The organism is Geobacillus sp. FSL W8-0026 (assembly GCF_037966255.1).
GTDB classification, from domain to species: Bacteria; Bacillota; Bacilli; order Bacillales; family Anoxybacillaceae; genus Geobacillus; species Geobacillus icigianus.
In genome coordinates this window covers 1,408,415-1,422,872 of record NZ_CP150194.1, presented here as the reverse complement: position 1 = coordinate 1,422,872, position 14,458 = coordinate 1,408,415, and the positions used below count along the sequence as shown (strand labels likewise).

The following is a 14,458-nucleotide window of genomic DNA, read 5'->3' as shown; positions in this document are numbered from 1 at the left end:
ATGGAGCGCGCGCACTGACCTCCCCCGCCCGATCAAAAAGATCGGCTCTCTCCTTATTTCCGCGGACGGGCGATGATTTTGATCGGCGTGCCTTCAAAACCGAACGCGTCGCGAATGCGGTTTTCCAAAAAGCGCTCATATGAAAAATGCATCAATTCCGGATCGTTGACAAACGCGACAAACGTCGGCGGTTTGACGGCCACTTGCGTCATGTAATAAATTTTTAGCCGCTTGCCGTTGTGCGTCGGCGTCGGATTCATCGCCACTGCGTCCATAATGACTTCATTGAGCACATTCGTCTGAACGCGCATCGCGTGGTTGTCGCTCACAAGCTGGACGAGCGGCAAGAGCTTATGCAGCCGCTGTTTTGTCTTCGCTGACACAAACAAAAGCGGCGCATAATCCAAAAATGGAAAATGATCGCGAATCTTCCGCTCAAACTCGACCATCGTTTTGTCGTCTTTTTCAATCGCATCCCATTTGTTGACGACCAAAATGACGCCGCGTCCGGCCTCATGGGCATATCCGGCGATTTTTTTGTCCTGTTCGATGATGCCTTCTTCAGCGTTTAGCACGACAAGCACGACGTCCGAGCGCTCAATGGCTCTTAACGCGCGCAAGACGCTATATTTTTCCGTGCTTTCATAAATTTTTCCTCGCTTGCGCATCCCTGCCGTATCAATGATAACATATTCCTGCCCGTCGCGCACGAACGAGGTGTCCACAGCGTCCCTCGTCGTGCCGGCGATATCGCTGACGATGACCCGCTCTTCGCCTAAAATGGCGTTCACTAGCGACGACTTGCCGACATTGGGGCGGCCAATCAAGCAAAATTTAATCACGTCCTCCTCATATTCCTGCCCGCCGCCTTTCGGGAAATGACGGACAACGGCGTCAAGCAAATCACCAAGCCCCGTCCCGTGCGCCCCGGAAATCGGATACGGCTCTCCAAAACCGAGGGCGTAAAAGTCATAAATCAAATCGCGCATCTCCGGATTGTCGATTTTGTTCACCGCGAGCACAACCGGCTTGTTCGAGCGATGAAGCAGCTTGGCCACTTCTTCATCGGCCGCGGTCACGCCATCGCGGCCGTTGGTCATAAAAATGATGACATCGGCCTCATCGATCGCGATTTCCGCCTGCTGACGAATTTGCACAAGCAGCGGCTCATCGCCGATGTCAATGCCCCCGGTATCGATCAAGTAAAACGAATGGTTCAGCCATTCGGCCCGGCTGTAAATGCGGTCGCGCGTCACTCCGGGTACGTCTTCAACGATGGAAATGCGCTCCCCGACGATGCGGTTGAAAATCGTCGATTTCCCCACATTCGGACGGCCGACAATGGCCACGACTGGATTCGCCATGCTACCACCCTTTATCGTCATTTTTATATCGTTCCTCGTGAAAAACGCCCTTTTCGAAAAGGGCATACCGCAGCTGCTTTATTTTATCAAAAAGCGAAACGCTCAACAACTAATGTTTGACGATAATAAGAAGCCCCTCGCTCAATTCATGGGCGATGCCATCCAAAATCGCCTCTAAATTAGCGGCGATCCGCACCATTTCCTCGTTGGTCTGACAAAGAAAGATCGGCGCGCCGCCGGCCACGGTTTCGCCCTTGGTCGTCACAATGGCCAAAATCATTTTTTCATGCGTCATCACCGCCACCTCCTCTCCGCTTCCAGGGCCGCTTCGCCGGCATGCGGATGGCGCTTTCAAGCACCGGAACGTTTTCAATGACCGCCTTCGCCTTCTCGACATCTTCTACTTGCGGCAAAACAAAAATACCGACGCGCCCATCGTTTAAGTCCCGCTTCGCGAGCGGCACGAGCGCCGGCGTCCCCGAGTCCCGATAAATGCCGAGCGCTGTTGACACATCGTGCAAAATCGCTTGCCGCTGGCCGAGGTTGGCGATCGTCGTGCGGGCGTTGAAATTTTTCGGCGTTAAAACAAACCCCATGCCATAGCGCAAAATTTCTTCGCGCCGCGCCGGCAAGCCAATGTTCATGATGTAGATGTTGTCCACATACAGCCCTGCCCCTTCAAAATGCGGCTTGACATACTGGACGTCGGCGATATCTTTCAGCCGGCTTCCGCTCATAAACCGCCGCGCCACCACCAAGCCGATGAGGCTGGCGGCCAGCGCCGCCCCAATGTTCCATACGAGATAGGCCAGCGTCGATAAAAAAGAAACAAAGATGACCAAATAATTTCGTCCTTCAAACACGATGGCGATCCCTTCAATATACGTCTTGCCGCGCGGCACGAGCTCATACTGATCAAGCTCGTTCAACGTGTTGCGCTCCATGTTGCGCACATCGCGAAATTGTGAGGCGGCCAAGGCCAAAAATGTGATCGCTGCGAACTCTTTTTCCATAATCGCCGGCACGGCGACCGTTCCTAATCCAGCGGCAATCGCTCCAAGCGCAAGGTGAATCGTCCGACCGTGCAAATACGTCGGGTATTGCCGGTAATCGGTGCGCAGCAAGTAAAGGCGCGTCACCACCCCGGCGATCACTCCGTATAAGATCGGAAACGTGTATTCATTCACGGCTGCCTCGTCCTCCTTATCGGCCGTTTTTCTTCGAGCTGGAAGGCAAAAAAGCGAATCATTTCCCAAACAAGCAGCGACGCCACGCTAATGGCAAGCGCATCAAGAAAAGAAAAGGAACCGATGACATAGTCGGGCGCCATGCGGTCAATTGCTAAGGCATACACCACCTCGCCTTGACAGCCGCCCATGGCGACACAAACAAGACGGGCGAAAAGCCGGCGATGAAACAACGCGCTGACGATCGCCAGCCACCAAGCAAGCAGCCATCGCTCATCAAGCCAAATCCACACCGGATCAAACAGAGCAAGCAGGCGCAAGGCGGCGTAGGCAAACGCCACCCCCGACGTCGACCACACCATCAGCAAGGAAGAGCACGGCCGCTGCTTCACCATCCCGTAGCAAGACGCGAACAAAAGGACAAAAAAGGACAGCGCCGCCCGCATCGGACCGATTTTCAACTCAAGCGAGGCGGAACTGATCATCAAAAGCGCAAACGCCGCCAAAGCGGTCCGCTCCGGTGTCTTTTTCATAAAAAAGGTCGCCACCAACCACAGCAACCAACAGCCGACATAAAAATAAGCGCCTTCCATTTTTTCACTCCTTATGATGTTCATTATGCCACCTTTTCTCCTTTCTTAACCGTTCGTTCCGCGGCTCAGCGGCATCTTTCCTATCGCCACCGCCAAAGGGGCCGCTAGTTTTCGTTGAAACACGGGCAAACGATCGAGCTTGCTCAGGAATAAACGCAAGGGTGGGAGAAGAAGAGCAGACCAAAAGAAGGGGAGAAGCCGGAGGGCGTCCAACAGGACACCTGTCTCATCGCCATATAAGTACCAGCCGTGTCTCTGCCACACGATATTCTTTGAGGGGGAGATCGCCTTTTCGGTCAGTCCCCTCCCCAACAGAAACTGTCCCCAAAAAGTCGGTGAACGATCTCTTTGGGGACGCACCATTTGCTGATCTCCGGTTGTAATGGGAATGTACATATCACAAAGGGGATATTATTTCACGTTATTCACTTGGTTCATCTCACCGTCGTCTTCAATGAATACCGCTTCCCAGATATTATTTCACTTTGTTCACTTGGTTGATTTGAAAATCGTTAAATGGAAGCCATTGAAATGGTTCCGTATAATTTCGCATTCGAACGAAATATTGATGTTGATTATCTTCCATTTTGAGAACGAACTCAAAGGCATGACTTCCTTTTTTCGTCTTTGACAAAATTTTGAATCGAAGCGGATGATTTAACGAACGAATTTCCTCCACCGCCTTCGGATCCGAGCGGAAATTCACTTTATCAACTGATAAGTTGTCTAATTGTGTTCGTAACTGGTAATTCAACAACAAAGTAGAATGACCTAGCAAAGGAATGAAAATAATGAGAAATATCAAACTTGGAAAGAGATAGGCAAGTATTTTTCTTGGGATAAAATCATGAAACACTACAATCAAAATCAAAATCAAAATAAGAAAGAAAAATAGGAAGTTGAAAAACAAAGATACCATCAATCTGCCTTCTTTCCATATCAACTTGAAAATTTGCGCAATATCCATGCTCTGAAAGAGGAACCTCTCCAGAGCCGGTGATTGAACTTTGCAATGTCATTGCTTAACTAGACAAACCTTGTTGCAGCGCTCCTCCTTTTCACGCGTTCCCCCATTGATGTAAGGAATCAGCGATCTTTCACGTTATCCCTGCGCATCCTCAACGCCTTGTCCTTTCCTCCAAGATCCCATGTATAAAATCCTTGGTCGAAATCCATAGTAAAAATGATCCTTGGACAGAAAGGAGCAACGTATCATGGGAAACGACCGGCAGGAGAAAAAACTGAAGCAGTCGCGGCAAGTTCAGTCCGACCGCGACCAGTCGCTTTCGTATCAAGGAGCCGCCCGGCTCGATACACCAGACGAAGCGCGCGAACGGAACAAGCACTAGAAGGCTGGTGAAAAACCGCTGTCACACACCAATCGGCGGCATTTTCATTCCAAAAAGAAAGCTGATTCTGCGAGGTTTCTCTCATTGAGAAATGAGTAGAAATCAGCGGTAATTTTGCCCTAAATCACCGACCTTTTAGAAAGCTGATGAAAAACAACATTGTTCGATTGGTGAGAAATGGGAAAGAATGAAATGATGAAGTTGCAAGAATTTTCCGTTTGAGAAACACGGTTCGAGAGCAGTAGTTCCCCTTCAACACCGACCTTCTCGAGGAAATGCGCAGGCGTCCCCACGGAACGGACGCCTGCACTTTTTTTGACCGCGGGAGCAGCCGGCCAACCAAAGAGGCCGCGGCGGGCAGGCCGGCTTCATTTCTCGGTTGTTTGGCGTGAAAGCCCGCACGCCGGCTTTCGTCTTTCGGCACCCCAACAACAAAGAGAGGGGGCCCGAACGAGCCCCCTTTTCACCGCTGTATCTCGCTTGCCGTTTCTGCCGCGCGAGGGTGGGCCGATTCGGGAGACGGGCGACCGTTTCGGCCCTCTTTTTTACTGCTGTGCACCGCACCTGTCAGCGGCCGTTGCGCGCGTTTGATCCGGCGTTCGATCACCGTCTGTTATTTTAATTTTTTCAGCTGTTCGCCGATCACTTCGCCAAGCTGAAAGCCGCGCGCTTCCGCAGTCCTTGTGTACGAGCTGTAATCCTCGGCCGGCGCAGCCGCCTCTTCTTCAAGCAGCGCGCGAATGCTCAAGGAAATGCGGTGCTCCGCTTCGTTGACATCGAGCACTTTTGCCTTGACTTGATCGCCTTCTTTCAGCACTTCATGCGGCGAACCGATGCGGCGATTGGCAATTTGCGAAACGTGGACCAGTCCTTCGACGCCCGGGAAAATTTCCACAAATGCCCCGAACGACGCGAGCCGCTTCACCGTTCCCGTCACGACATCCCCCGGCTTCACTTTGGCGCTCACGCCTTCCCACGGGCCAGGCAGCGCTTCTTTGATCGACAGCGACAGGCGTCCGTTTTCCGGATCGACAGCCAACACTTTGACTTTGACGGCATCGCCTTCTTTCACCACATCGGCCGGATGGGCGACACGCGTGTGGGAAAGCTGGGAAATATGTACGAGCCCATCAAACCCACCAACATCGACAAAGACGCCGAAATCAGCGATGCGGCGGACGACGCCATCGAGCACTTGCCCCGGCTCGAGACGGGAAAGCAGCTCTTTTTGCTGCCGCTCTTGCTCTTCCTCTACGACCGCCCGGTGTGACAAAATGACGCGATTTTTCTCGCGGTCCAGCTCCACGACTTTGACGGCCAACGTTTTTCCCTTGTAGTCCGAAAAGTCTTCAACATAGTGGGGCTCAACGAGCGACGCCGGAATGAAGCCGCGCACGCCCACATCGGCGACAAGCCCGCCTTTGACGATGTCCTTGACGACCGTTTCAAACGTTTCGCCGCCGGCGAATTTGCCTTCCAGCTCCTCCCACGCCCGCTCGGCGTCGACCGCTTTTTTGGACAAAATGAGCAGCCCTTCTTCCCCTTCTTGACCTTCTTCGACCTTCTTGACTTTGGCCGTCACCTCATCGCCAACAGCGACGGCATCGCTCGGTTTCTCAATATGCAAGTTCGACAGCTCGCTGATCGGGATGATCCCGCTTTGTTTGCTGTTTTCCACCTCAACAAGCACTTGCTTATCCTCGAGCTTGACCACTTTGCCGCGGACGATGTCGCCCACCTCATACACGTTCACTTGCACATTCATCTCTTCCGTCATCGCAAAACCCTCCTTCATCGACTAGCAACTGTCAAAAGCGCGCCTCGCACCGTGGCCGCGGCCGGCTGTCGGCAAACGAAGGACGCTTTTCTAATTAGTATACCATATTTTCTCAATCAACATGTACTAGAATGCTTAACGATGTTGTTCAAGCAGCTGGCGAATATGATCCATAATGTAATCGGCCGCTTCCTCCGGGCTCGCCTTCCGCTCTCGCAGCGGCGTCATGTCGACCGGCGCCCCGTATACGACTTTGAGCGGCCGAAGCGGTCGGTACGGGCCGATGATGGCGCACGGAACGACGGCGGCATCGGTGCGCAGGGCGAAAAAACCGACTCCCGGCAACGGCTTTTGCAACCGCCCGTCTTTGCTGCGCGTCCCTTCTGGAAAAATGCCGAGCACTTCCCCTTGTTTCAGCACCTCAAGCCCCATGCGCAGCGCCTGACGGTCATTCATGCCGCGTTTGACCGGAAACGCGCGCAAATGATGAACGAGCGTTTTGACAAGCGGCGTGCGGAACAGTTCCTCCTTCGCCATAAACCGAACCGGCCGCGGCGCCGTGATGCCGACCACTGGTGGATCGAGGTTGCTGATATGGTTGGCGCACAGAAGCACAGGCCCCTCGTTTGGAAATTGTTCCAACCCGATCGTTTGGATGCGGTAAAAAGGGGTGAGCACCCCGTTAACGACCACCTTGGCGAACGAATAAAAATCCACCCTCATCCAATCCTTTCGTTAACAATGTCCATGATTCGCTCCGCCACCTCTTCCACCGACAGCGACGTCGTATCGATTTCGACCGCATCGGGAGCCTTGCGAAGCGGCGCTGTTTCCCGCTCCGAATCGAGACGGTCACGGCGAGCGATTTCTTCTTTGAGCGTTTCCAGATCGGACGGAAAGCCGCGGGCGATGTTTTCCTCGTGCCGACGCCGCGCCCGCTCTTCCACCGAAGCTTTCAAGAAAATTTTCACTTCGGCATCCGGCAACACATGCGTTCCGATATCGCGCCCGTCCATGACAACGCCTCCACCCTTCGCCAACGCGCGCTGGCGGACGACCATCTCTTCGCGCACAAGCGGGTGCTTGGCCACCCATGATACCGCCTTCGTCACCGCCTCGCCGCGGATGACATCCGTGACATCTTCACCGTTTACCAACACCTGCTGTCCATGGCGCGATGGCTTCAATTCAATATATGTATCGCGAAGCAGCGACAAGAGCGCCTGTTCATCATCGATATCGATGCCGCACGCCAACGCGCGGTACGTCAGCGCGCGGTACATGGCGCCTGTATCGATGTACACGTAGGAAAGGCGATGGGCAATGAGTTTGGCAACGGTGCTTTTCCCCGCCGCCGCAGGTCCGTCGATCGCAATGCTAATTCGTCGTTTCATAATTCCTCCTGCTTGATCCAAAGTGATGAGTGCATAAAGAAAATGCAGGAAACTCCTGCATGCGTCTACGTTCATTGTATCATATTTGCCGTCAACGGTCGACGGCCGTTTCGACCGATTTCATTTTTTCCTGTTTTGCCACCCCTTCATATTCGTACACCTTATTGATGTAAAGCTCGATCGGGGTGTAGAGGGCAAGCCATTGGGCGACAAGCAAACAGATTGCCTGGATAAGAACGAGCTTCCATAACAGCGTTTCCATTCGTTTCATCGCGTTCACCCGCCTCCCTTTTTCTAGCAGTATTCCACCTCCCTTGCCGCTTTATTCCTTTTTCCGTTCTTCGAGCTGCCGCTCAAAGCTGTAACGAATAAGGCGAAGGCGGTCCTGCGGGTCAAGTTCAGTGAATTCGACCGACGTTTTCGCCGTATGTTGCCCGTTCGTCACTGTGCGCACGACGGCGGCTTTCGTCTGAACATAATGATACTCCCCCGAGCGCATGGGCAGCACAAGCCAAAGTTCAACCGGCATTCCAGGATGCAAAAGCGGCGCAACAGCCGGCGGAACAACGAGCGCCGCGCCGCCGGCGCTAAGATCCATGGTCATGGTCGCAAAAGGGGCGAACTCGCCGTTGAGCGGATGGACAGCGGCATCGACGTTCGTTTTCACCCGCACGTAACGGCGGCGTTGAACGCGCAGAAGCGCTTCCTCCCCCGGATAAGATAAAACAATCATCGGCAGCGGAACGCGCACTTTCCCTTTCACTTCTGTGTCAAACAAGTATAAGCCCCCATCCTGCCCGACCACGCTCGCCTTGAATTGCATGCCGTTTAACAAATACACCGTTTTTCCGTTTGTTTGATCGACCGGATAACCGATGTGAACCGCCCCGTCGCCGATGTCGAGCACCTTGCTCTGATATTGCCGCGCCGAGCCGTCCAACGGTTCGAGGCGGATCGAATCCCCGATTTTGATCGTCATCGTTCTCTTTTCCCCTTTTCAGCCAGCTTCGCTGAGACATTCGTCTCTGTCTTTGAATGGTTGTTCAAGACAATTATACCATATCGCCCTTCAGACTTGTTACCCATTCCGGTATGAAAATCATCGCGCGCCGCACGGGATGGCGGTGGAAACGTTCCATGGACAACGTTTGGCCCGCCATCCGAGGGTGAGAATAACCCCATGGACAACGTTTGGCCTTCCACCCGAGGATGAAAAACAACGCTTGCCGACGGAATTTTCACGGAAAGATCCATGGGCAATGGTTTGCCCTCCACCCGGGGATGAAAATCCGCGCCAGTGCGGCATTTTCACGGAAAATTCAACGGGCAGCGTTTTCCCTCCATCTAGGGCTGAACATCACGCGCCAGTGCGGCATTTTCACGGAAAAGATCCATGGACAGTGGATTCGCCCTCCACCCAGGGGATGAAAATCCTGCGCCAGTGCGGCATTTTCACGGAAAAGATCCATGGGCAGCGTGATCTGCCCTCCACCCGGGGATGAAAATCCTACGCCAGTCCTGCATTTTCACGGAAACGTTCCGCAAGCCATGGTTTGTCCTCCCTCCGAGGATGAAAATCCGCGCAATTCTACTTCACAGAAACGTTCCATCGACAGTGTTTGGTCCGCCATCCAAGGGTGAGAATAACCTCATGGACAACGTTTGGCCCGCCGTCCGGGAATGAACCGAAGGGCGGTGCGTGTTCAAAAAAGCAAGAAAAGACGCCCGTGCTTTCGGGCGCCTTTCCTCCTTTATCCGTAAGCGGGTTCGACGCTTTCTAATTTTTCCACTTTTTCCTCTAGTCCTGTTGAGGCGTTGATGAACAGCTGGTACGTATCGTCGCCCATCGTTCCTAAAAATTCATAGCAAAGCACCGGCTTTTGCAAATCGTTCATAATAACCGCTTGACGCTGCTCCATCACCTTTAAATGCGGGTTCAACTTTTTCTTCGCCGCCTCGACGGTGAGTTTCGGCTTCGGCAGCGGACGCGGAATGGACGATGATAAATAGTCGCGCGCGGTAAAACCGACCACACGGCCGTTATCGAGCGCCACTTTCATTTGCACCGCTTCCGGGTAGATGCGAACGCCGTTTTCGCTTTTGACGAACGTAAGCACCGCCACATTGTCGTATTGCGTGCTGTCATACAGCTCAAATCCGGTAAAGCGATGGCGTTTCAAAAACGCCAGCCCACGGTTGGCCGCTTCATGCAAACCGATGTTTGGTTTGCCGATCGGACGGCTGTTCAGCACCCAAATCGGGTAGCCGCCGTTTTTGGTGATATCCATGTAAATATCGCCCTTTGTTTTCGGATCATGAATCGTTACGCTGTAAAAGCGGTCGTCCGCCCCTTTGCCGCTTTCCGTCACCTTGATGTCTTCCGTTCCCTTTAACCCGAGGAAATCGCGAGCGATCCGCCGCGCTTCCGCCTTCGAAATCGGGCCGCCCTTCGCGCGCACGAACCCTTTTTCTTCATTGGCAAGACCGACAAACGACGGGCCAAACTCCGAAGAACTGGAGAACGTATCCACGTTTTTCTCGACCGCTCGAAACCCATCGATGATGATGTTGTCCCCTTTTTGGTCGCTCGTCGCCAACGCGAGCTCGACATCCATCCAACGCAAATTGTTTTTGAGCACCAAATGTTGGACGTTGCGCAATTCTTGGCGAATCTTGCCAGCGTTTTGATACAACGCTTGCAGCGTATGGTATTCTTCCTTTGTCAACGGTTCTTTTTCCAAATCGCGCACCGCTGTCCGGTAGCTGAACTCGCCGATGCGCGACAAAAACTCCTGCGTTTTATTGAAGGGCAGAAGCGACAGCGGCAGCTGGCCGACATCGGAATGGGCTTCCGAGGCGATTTTCCACACCTCGGCGAGCGCCGGCGACAACGATGCGTGCGAATTCATCGCCAACGTTGCTCCTAGTTTGTCATGAAGCAAGTCGATTTGGTAAGCCAAGTCGTGAAACGCGCGTTGATAGTTGTTTTCCGCGTGAATCAAAATCGCGTTTTTTTCTTGGTGCTCGCGATACCCCCAATAGCCGGTGCCGATGACAGCAAGCGCAAGCACCGCCAGCAAAACGGTTCGAATCATCCGTCTCCCTCCTTTTATTTACAGAAAATATGGTTCCCGATCCGCTTAATTTGCGGCCGGCTCCAAATCCACGCGTTCGTCGCCGTCGCCGGGTTGAAATAATAAATGGCCCCGCCGGTCGGATCCCAGCCGTTAATGGCGTCCAACACCGCCTTTTTCGCTGTTTCGTTCGGCGTCAGCCAAATTTGTCCGTCAGCGACCGCCGTAAACGCTCCTGGCTGGAAAATCACCCCAGCTACCGTATCGGGAAACGATGGATGTTCGAGGCGGTTTAAAATGACCGCGGCGATGGCCACTTGTCCGATGTACGGTTCGCCGCGCGCTTCTCCGTAAACGGCGTTTGCCATCAATTGGATATCGTTTTGCGAAAATCCTTTAGGGACGTTGGACGCCGTCGCTTTCACCGTCCGCCCCCCTCCGCCGCTCCGCTTTTTCACTTGCTGGCTGAGCGGAATGCCTCCGTAGTGAGTGAAGTCGTTTCCTTGACGGATTTGTTCTTTGACAAACGACTCGTCATATTTCGAAGCTCTCACCAGCTTTTGTTTTGTCTTTGCACCGGCCAATCCATCGACCGGCAGGCCGTACTCATACTGAAAATGGCGAAGCGCCCAATACGTGCGCCAGCCAAACACCCCATCAATTTTGCCGTTGTAAAAACCGAGATACTGGAGCCGCGCCTGCAGCTCGATGACATCATCGCCAACCGCCCCGCGCTGAATTACTTGCGGCGAAAAGGCCGCGGCGTGGTCCATCGGATACAGCGCCGCCCATACACCGAGCCAAAGCAACAGCAACGTTTTCCTTGCCATCTGCAAACCTCCCGTCAGCACTTGCCGTTTTTATCCCTATTTTCCTTCGTTTTGCTCGTTTTATACAAAAAAAAGCCAAGCGATCACGCTTGGCTGTTGACGGACGGCAGCGCTGCAGTTCGAACCGCCCCTTTCGCCTGTTTCACTTTGCGCAGCGCCACCCACCATAAAGCGAGCAGAAACGGCGCCATGTAGTAACCCCATCGCTCTTTCGCGAGCAGCAGCCAATCATAGACGCCGTGGAGGAAAAACGGCAGCAAAAACGACAGCCATAAATAATAGCTGCGCTTTTGGCGGGCGAATTTCGCCTTGCCAAAGTAAAACCCCATGATGACGGAAAAGAGCGCATGGCTGGACACCGGCAGCAGCGCCCGGACGAACGCTGTCTCCACTCCGTTGGCCAACAAATACAGCAAATTCTCCAACGTCGCAAATCCGAGCGAGACGCTGGCGCTGTAGACGATGCCATCATACGGCTCGTCAAATTCATCATCATCATACACAAAAAAATAGACGACAAACCATTTCACAAATTCCTCCAACAACGCGGCGGAAAGAAACGCTTCGGCCATCGGCGACGAAACGATTCGCTCTTCGGCAAGCACGTACTGGATGAACATGATCGGAAAGACGAGCAAAGCGCCGAACAAAAACATGCGCAACACAAATGAGAGCGGCTCCGCCTCGTATTCATCGCGCAAGTAAAAATAGCTGAGCAGCGCCACTCCGGGAGCGACGCCGGCGGAAATCAGCGAAAACATATCGATCCCCGTTTCTCTGTATTTTTATCTCTATCGTATCATGAAAACCGAGGCAAAAAAAGAGAAATCGCGTCGGCCGTCCGCCTAAAAGGCGAACAAACCGTCGAGCGGGGCATCGGAGGCAAGGGCGACGGCCAGCTTGATGCGCGCCTTTTTCGCGTCGTAATCGCTGCCGAGAATGACGCCTTTTTTATGCAAATCATAGGCGCTGCCGAGATAGTCGTACGTCGTGTACACCGCTCCTTCTTCGGCGCTCGTCGTCACCACGACTTTGATCCCCATTTCAATGGTTTTGACGATTTCATCGACCATTTTGGGCGCCACTTGGCCGCGGCCGACTCCTTCAAGCACCAAACCGGCGACCCCGCTCTCGCGCGCCGCCCGGATGAACTTCCCGTCCGCTTCCAAATAACATTTCACAATATCGACGGGCGGGAGCGGGCGGATGAGTTGGTAATGTTCGCGGCGAACCGGCTTTTGATACACATGCACTTCATCGTTATCAATAATCCCCAAATAACCGAAACCAAACGCGTTAAATCCTTGAATGTTCGAGGCATGCTCTTTTTTTACGTATTTGGCGGCAAAAATGCGTTCATTGAACACGACGACCGTGCCCGTCCCGCGCAGCGGCTCGGCGCAGGCGGCGTAAACGGCGTGGCGAATGTTGATGTACACGTCGCTGCCCAAATCGGACGGAGCGCGCTGCGAACCGGTGACGACAATGGTCCGCGGGTCATCGATCGTCAAGTCAAGAAAGTACGCCGTTTCCTCAAGCGCATCCGTCCCATGGGTGACGACGATGCCGTCGACCGTCGGATCGGCGAAATGCGCTTCGATCCGCTGTTTGAGTTCGAGCCAATGGGAAAACGTCAAATGCATGCTCGGCAATTGAAATACGCTTTCGACGATGATTTCTATATCATTTGGCAAATGGCACATCGCCGCCAACTCCTCGCCGCTTAGCGCCCCTGCCCGGAGACGGCCGGAGCGCTCGCTCCGCTTGCTGGCGATCGTGCCCCCCGTCGTCAACAAAACGACTTTTCGTTTCATCCTATCGTTCACCTGCGCTTTCTATTTCCACTAAAGCCCCCGCCTCCCCGCCGCGACAAGGCGGCAAGGTCGGCGCGTTAAGAAGACGCGCCCCGCTCACGACGGGCGAGGCAGGCAGCGATCGCCTCTCCATGAAACCGTCCGTTTTCAATAAAAATCTCATTGGCATTATTGCCCGCCGCGATCACGCCGGCGATAAACAGCCCGGGAACGTTCGTTTCCATCGTCTCGGGATCGTAATGCGGGCGGCCGCTTTCCGGATCGACGTGGACGCCGATGCTCGTTAAAAAGCGATGGTCGGGATGATAGCCGGTCATGGCGAACACAAAATCGTTTTTGATCGTTTTCGTTTCTCCGTCGACTTCATACACGACCGCGTCTTCGGTAATTTCTTTCACATGGGCGCGAAACTCCATGCGAATGACGCCTTTTTTGACGAGCGCATCAAATTCGGGCAAAATCCACGGCTTAATGCTCGGCGAATAGTCGCTGCCGCGATACAGCACGGTCACGCGCGCTCCCGCTTTCACCAGCTCCATCGCCGCATCGACGCTCGAGTTTTTCCCGCCGATGACGACGCAGTCGGTGTTGAAGTACGGATGCGCTTCTTTAAAGTAATGCATCACTTTCGGCAGCTCTTCCCCCGGCACGTTCATATAGTTCGGATGGTCGTAATACCCGGTGGCGATCACGACGTACGAGGCGCGATACTCGGCTTTCGACGTTTCCAGCGAAAACGTTCCATCTTGTTGGCGACGAACTGCTTTCACTTCCTCAAATGTGTTGACGCGCACGCGCTTGCGAACAACGACTTCCCGATAATAAGCGAGCGCTTGATTCCGCGTCGGCTTCCGGTTTTCGGTGACAAACGGCACCCCGCCGATTTCGAGCCGATCGCTCGTGCTGAAAAACGTCTGATGCGTCGGAAACCGGTAAATCGAATGGACGATGTTGCCTTTTTCAATCACAAGCGGCGAAAACCCGGCATCCTGCAAAGCGATCGCCGCCGCCAACCCGCATGGGCCGCCGCCGACGATGATGATCGTTTCTTCTCTCATGTTTTTGTCACCTCGCAC

General features: G+C 53.7%; 15 protein-coding genes. 1 reads left to right on the top strand and 14 read right to left on the bottom strand.

What is annotated here, in order from left to right:
* Positions 1 to 53: 53 nt before the first annotated feature.
* The 4 genes from der to NST29_RS07190 form a co-directional block, all read right to left on the bottom strand.
* Complete coding sequence (der, locus tag NST29_RS07205; RefSeq protein ID WP_033021196.1) at positions 54 to 1,364, bottom strand: ribosome biogenesis GTPase Der; 1,311 nt, start codon at positions 1,362 to 1,364, stop codon at positions 54 to 56.
* Positions 1,365 to 1,473: 109 nt separating this feature from the next.
* Positions 1,474 to 1,659 (bottom strand): hypothetical protein, encoded by a 186-nt coding sequence (locus NST29_RS07200; protein ID WP_033844077.1) that lies wholly within the window; start codon positions 1,657 to 1,659, stop codon positions 1,474 to 1,476.
* Positions 1,649 to 2,551, bottom strand: coding sequence for a YIEGIA family protein (locus NST29_RS07195; RefSeq protein WP_033844078.1), 903 nt, complete (start codon positions 2,549 to 2,551; stop codon positions 1,649 to 1,651). Before NST29_RS07195 ends, NST29_RS07200 begins: the two co-directional genes overlap by 11 nt.
* Positions 2,548 to 3,144: a hypothetical protein gene (locus NST29_RS07190; protein ID WP_339232861.1), complete on the bottom strand. Its 597-nt coding sequence runs from the start codon at positions 3,142 to 3,144 to the stop codon at positions 2,548 to 2,550. Before NST29_RS07190 ends, NST29_RS07195 begins: the two co-directional genes overlap by 4 nt.
* Before the next feature lie 1,214 nt (positions 3,145 to 4,358).
* Between NST29_RS07190 and NST29_RS07185 the strand changes: the two genes are divergently transcribed.
* On the top strand, positions 4,359 to 4,493 hold the full coding sequence (locus tag NST29_RS07185) for a YpzI family protein (protein ID WP_081897229.1): 135 nt from the start codon (positions 4,359 to 4,361) through the stop codon (positions 4,491 to 4,493).
* A gap of 613 nt (positions 4,494 to 5,106) precedes the next feature.
* Here NST29_RS07185 and rpsA read toward each other — a convergent pair.
* The 10 genes from rpsA to NST29_RS07135 all read right to left on the bottom strand — a co-directional run bounded on the left by rpsA (position 5,107) and on the right by NST29_RS07135 (position 14,440).
* Positions 5,107 to 6,270, bottom strand: coding sequence for a 30S ribosomal protein S1 (gene rpsA / locus NST29_RS07180; protein ID WP_339232860.1), 1,164 nt, complete (start codon positions 6,268 to 6,270; stop codon positions 5,107 to 5,109).
* A gap of 135 nt (positions 6,271 to 6,405) precedes the next feature.
* Positions 6,406 to 6,993 carry a lysophospholipid acyltransferase family protein gene (locus tag NST29_RS07175; RefSeq protein WP_144975112.1) on the bottom strand — a complete coding sequence of 196 codons (588 nt, stop codon included), beginning with the start codon at positions 6,991 to 6,993 and terminating at the stop codon, positions 6,406 to 6,408.
* A complete protein-coding gene (gene cmk, locus NST29_RS07170) occupies positions 6,990 to 7,664 on the bottom strand; it encodes a (d)CMP kinase (protein WP_339232857.1) in 675 nt (224 codons plus the stop codon). The genes NST29_RS07175 and cmk overlap by 4 nt, the downstream gene beginning before the upstream one ends.
* Before the next feature lie 91 nt (positions 7,665 to 7,755).
* Positions 7,756 to 7,935: a YpfB family protein gene (locus tag NST29_RS07165; protein WP_033021250.1), complete on the bottom strand. Its 180-nt coding sequence runs from the start codon at positions 7,933 to 7,935 to the stop codon at positions 7,756 to 7,758.
* A gap of 51 nt (positions 7,936 to 7,986) precedes the next feature.
* Positions 7,987 to 8,643 (bottom strand): flagellar brake domain-containing protein, encoded by a 657-nt coding sequence (locus NST29_RS07160; RefSeq protein WP_172418511.1) that lies wholly within the window; start codon positions 8,641 to 8,643, stop codon positions 7,987 to 7,989.
* A 772-nt stretch (positions 8,644 to 9,415) separates the two neighbouring features.
* Positions 9,416 to 10,759: a germination protein YpeB gene (gene ypeB, locus NST29_RS07155; RefSeq protein WP_172418510.1), complete on the bottom strand. Its 1,344-nt coding sequence runs from the start codon at positions 10,757 to 10,759 to the stop codon at positions 9,416 to 9,418.
* A 14-nt stretch (positions 10,760 to 10,773) separates the two neighbouring features.
* On the bottom strand, positions 10,774 to 11,568 hold the full coding sequence (gene sleB / locus NST29_RS07150) for a spore cortex-lytic enzyme (RefSeq protein ID WP_172418509.1): 795 nt from the start codon (positions 11,566 to 11,568) through the stop codon (positions 10,774 to 10,776).
* An 83-nt stretch (positions 11,569 to 11,651) separates the two neighbouring features.
* Positions 11,652 to 12,329 carry a glutamic-type intramembrane protease PrsW gene (gene prsW / locus NST29_RS07145; protein ID WP_172418508.1) on the bottom strand — a complete coding sequence of 226 codons (678 nt, stop codon included), beginning with the start codon at positions 12,327 to 12,329 and terminating at the stop codon, positions 11,652 to 11,654.
* Between the two features lie 84 nt (positions 12,330 to 12,413).
* Positions 12,414 to 13,382 carry an asparaginase gene (locus NST29_RS07140; protein ID WP_172418507.1) on the bottom strand — a complete coding sequence of 323 codons (969 nt, stop codon included), beginning with the start codon at positions 13,380 to 13,382 and terminating at the stop codon, positions 12,414 to 12,416.
* 77 nt (positions 13,383 to 13,459) lie between these two features.
* A complete protein-coding gene (locus NST29_RS07135) occupies positions 13,460 to 14,440 on the bottom strand; it encodes a YpdA family putative bacillithiol disulfide reductase (protein WP_033021169.1) in 981 nt (326 codons plus the stop codon).
* Positions 14,441 to 14,458: the final 18 nt, after the last annotated feature.